General features: G+C 61.5%; 2 protein-coding genes. Both read right to left on the reverse strand.

All coding sequences use genetic code 11. The features are described 5' to 3' along the window. A partial coding sequence (gene istB, locus GDN47_RS31765; RefSeq protein WP_173002616.1) for an IS21-like element ISRsp2 family helper ATPase IstB occupies positions 1 to 729 on the reverse strand: 729 nt, incomplete at its 3' end. A gap of 11 nt (positions 730 to 740) precedes the next feature. Beyond that, positions 741 to 2,291, reverse strand: a complete 1,551-nt coding sequence (gene istA / locus GDN47_RS31770) for an IS21 family transposase (protein WP_152095056.1) — start codon at positions 2,289 to 2,291, stop codon at positions 741 to 743. Positions 2,292 to 2,439 lie beyond the last annotated feature (148 nt).

Consider the following 2,439-nt stretch of genomic DNA (forward strand, 5'->3'; position numbering starts at 1 on the left):
GCTTTTTTGCTTTCGCATACTCTCGCCCCGCAGAGTGATGCGATGGGCGTTATGCACGATGCGGTCGAGTATGGCGTCGGCAACCGTGCTGTCGGCAATAAGATCATGCCAGCTTGCCACGGGGATCTGGGCTGTGATCAGGGTGGATTTCCTCTGATAGCGCTCCTCGACAATTTCGAAGAGGTGGAAGCGCTGCTGATCGGAGAGCGTATGGGTTCCAAAGTCGTCAAGGATGAGGAGCTGGACGCGGGTGAGCTTGTCGATGAGACGGGGAAAGGAGCCATCGAGGCGGGCAAGCGCGAGGTCCTCGAACATGCGCGGCACACGCACATAGAGCACGGAGTGACCGAGCCTTGCCGCTTGCCTGCCGAAGGCGCAGGCCAGCCATGACTTGCCGGTGCCGGTGTGGCCGGTAATGATCAGGCCTTCATGGGCGGTGAGCCATTGCCCCTGGGCCAGCGCCATGGTGTTGCGCCGGTCGAGACCGCGGGCGGCGGCGAAGTCGATATCTTCGATACAGGCCTGAGCAAAGCGTAGCTTGGCAGAGGCGAGCCGGTTGCGGATGCGCTTGTCGGCGCGCAGGGAGACTTCGCGGTCGAGCATTAGGCCGAGCCACTCATCGCGGCTGAGTTCATTGGTGCCGGACTGCTCGGTCAATTCGCGCCAGGCGGCGGCCATGCCAGTGAGCCCGAGGGCCTGCATCTGGTCGAGGGTGGGGTTTGTCAGCATTCTTGCTTCCTTCACTGGTAGTAGGATCGGCCACGGATATTGGTATGCGCAGGCGTGGGGGCCGCATGTTCAGCCTGCGGTCTTTCCCGGTCGAGGCCGGATTTGAGGATGGAGGCGACGGAGGAATAGGTGATTGCATTGATGGTGAGCGCCCGCTCACAGGCCGCATCGAGGCGCTGCGATCCATAGCGCGGCGCCAGCGACAGAATGCCCATGGCCGAGCGGTATCCCTGTTCCGGATGCGGCCTGTCGCGCATCATGCGTTCGACCAGGATGGCGGCATTGGGGCCGATCTGGGTCGCACGGCCGATCAGATTGGCTGGCGTGGTGTTGGCATAGCGCTGATGCGCCTTCGGCATATGGTCGTTGACAGTGACGTGGCCGGAACGCTGGGAGCGGCGAACATGGCTGGCGACACGCTGATGATCGTGGAAGATCTCGACCACCCGGTGGGTGAGCCGCACCTGCAGGGTGCATCCGATCAACCGATGCGGCACCGAGTAGAAGGTCTTGTCGACCTCGACATGATAGTCTGGATGAACCTTCGCCGACTTCCATTCCGCATATTCGAACGGCATCACCGGCAAGGGCTTCAAGGCTGCCCGTTCGATCTCCTCGAACAGTTCGCGGCGGCTTTTACCGACATGGCGCATCGGCCGGTTGTTCAGGTCCTCGAGCAAATCGGCAATTGCCGTGTTGAGGACGGCAAGCGAGAAGAAGGTACGGTTCCGGAGTCGGGCGAGGATCCAGCGTTCTACGATCAATACCGCGCCTTCGACCCGGCCCTTGTCACGCGGTTTCCTGCTGCGTGTCGGCAGAATCGTGGTGTCGTAATGCTCCGCCATGGCGGCGAACGTCGCAGTCAACGTCGGTTCGAACCAAAGGGCCTTGGCCACCCCTGATTTGAGGTTGTCGCACACGATTGCCTTGGTGACCCCGCCATAGAAAGTCAGAGCACGCACCTGGCCGTCAATCCAATCCGGCAACTGCTGGCTAAAGCTGGCATGGGCGAAAGTCAGATTGGAAGCACCCAGCACGGCCACAATGATTTGGGCCGGATGGATGATGCCGGTCGCCGGATCGATCACCGGCACCGTCGGCCCGGCATAGTCGGTCTGCATCACGGCACCCGCCGCGTGCCGATTGCGGAACGCTACACTCGCGCGCTGCCGAAAGGTGGCGACCTTCTCGCAAAACCACGTGAAGCCGTAGCCATCGGGATGACTGGCGCGGTATTCCTGCCATAGAAGCGTCAGCGTCACGCCTTTGCGCTTCAGCTCCCGAACCACCAGCGCCCAGTCCGGCTCACTGAGATCCCGCGGTGGTCGACCGGCGCGGCCGAACAGCCGCCGCTCCAGTTTTGCATCCTCGTCCGAGCCGATCGGCAAGGGCCACGAAAGCCCGGATTCCCGAGCTCGCAGCAAATAGGTCGATACCGAGCTCTTGCCGATCTTCAGCCGCTCGGCAATCTCGCGCACCGAAAGACCCTCTTCATGGGTCAGGCGCAGAATTGTCCGGATATCCCTCACGGTCGTTCGTCTTGCTTGCTTCCGTCTCGGCATCGGCCCCTCTCAACGTTGTCGTGAGAAGCCTAATGGTCAAAACGGCGCTGCTCGAACCAACCCTCAAACCGCCGCCGGAAACTGTCCGGGATTTAGCGGAATCACTGTCCGGGAATTACTGAAAACTGTGTCCGGAGATTACCGGAAA

The organism is Martinezella dioscoreae (assembly GCF_009176305.1).
Lineage (GTDB): Bacteria > Pseudomonadota > Alphaproteobacteria > Rhizobiales > Rhizobiaceae > Rhizobium > Rhizobium dioscoreae.

What these genes read in the sequence shown, in the direction of transcription:
- istA (WP_152095056.1), bottom strand. Translation starts at nt 2,291, where the DNA reads ATGCCGAGACGGAAGCAAGCAAGACGAACGACCGTGAGGGATATCCGG.